General features: G+C 66.6%; 1 protein-coding gene. It reads left to right on the top strand.

The features are described from left to right. The first annotated feature begins 197 nt into the window (after window positions 1-197). Window positions 198-785, top strand: coding sequence for a hypothetical protein (locus tag FJ980_RS34260; RefSeq protein ID WP_140547742.1), 588 nt, complete (start codon window positions 198-200; stop codon window positions 783-785). Window positions 786-1,026: the final 241 nt, after the last annotated feature.

The raw sequence follows: 1,026 nt of genomic DNA, 5'->3' as shown, positions 1-1,026 counted from the left end.
GTTCTTAACTGGTCCCCGCGTCCCGCGCGGGGACCAGTTAAGAACTGGCCCCCGCTTCTCCGCAAGCCGACCTCGCTCGCCTGGCAGGGCCCGGACCCTGAAGCGCCCAGCTCCCGCCGGTTCCTTTTGACCGCACCCGCAGGAAAGAACGGCCGAGGGCCGATCACCTGAAGGGCATCGCCAGCAAGGTACGCTCAATGTCCAGTTCAATCCGCTCCCCCAAGTCCAAATCCCTCGTCCTCCCGCTCCGCAAGGGCACGACCCTCGAAATGGCCCGGCTCTGCAGTCCGGACAGCAGCCAGGCCGCAATCCTCTCCGAAAGCTTCGGCCTTCCGGTCCTCGACAGCGACGGCATGCGCGACTTCCACGAGCGCAGCCTCATCGAAGGCGCCGACACCCTCTCCGAGGGGGTTTCCGACAAGGCGATGCAGATCCACCTGCAACGGATCGTCGGCTCCTATGTCGGTTCCGCCTACGGGGCAGGCCAGTTCTACTCCAAGGCCGTCACCGAGGCGAAAGACGCCACGGCCAAGCTCGCCAACGACATCCGCGACGAGGATCTGGACGGACCGGTCGGCTTCGACAGCAACGCCCAGCGCAAGCGCGAATTCGCCGCCGACATGGGCCTTCAGTCCCACGCCCTGCGCATGGCCGCCGAGGGAGCCGTCGCGGCCTACGAGCATATCGTCGGCGAGGCCTGGAAGCCCTACGAGCGTCAGGTCGAGAATCCCGGCCAGACTGTCAGCCGGCAGGCAGCCGACCTCCAGATGGCGGCGCTCGGCTAGCCGCACCGGCCGGAGCTACGGCTCCGCCCCATCTTCTCACATCGAGGCTGGTGTCCTTGCGGACACCGGCCTCTTCGCGTGTGCGTCGCCAAGGAACCCGACAAATGAATGTGATCCTGCTGGCCGCGCCACTCGCGGCCGTCACGAACGTTGGTCCTGCTTCGGTCCTCGCCCCGCGAAACGGCTGCGCCGTCCTTCACTGACGTTGGGGCCCGCACACGACATCTCTCCTCCTTCCGAT

The organism is Mesorhizobium sp. B1-1-5, assembly GCF_006443065.1.
In the GTDB taxonomy this organism is placed as follows: domain Bacteria; phylum Pseudomonadota; class Alphaproteobacteria; order Rhizobiales; family Rhizobiaceae; genus Mesorhizobium.
The sequence above is the reverse complement of the archived record's forward strand: the minus strand, read 5'-3'. Positions and strand labels throughout refer to the sequence as shown.

What these genes read in the sequence shown, in the direction of transcription:
- FJ980_RS34260 (WP_140547742.1), top strand. Translation starts at nt 198, where the DNA reads ATGTCCAGTTCAATCCGCTCCCCCAAGTCCAAATCCCTCGTCCTCCCG.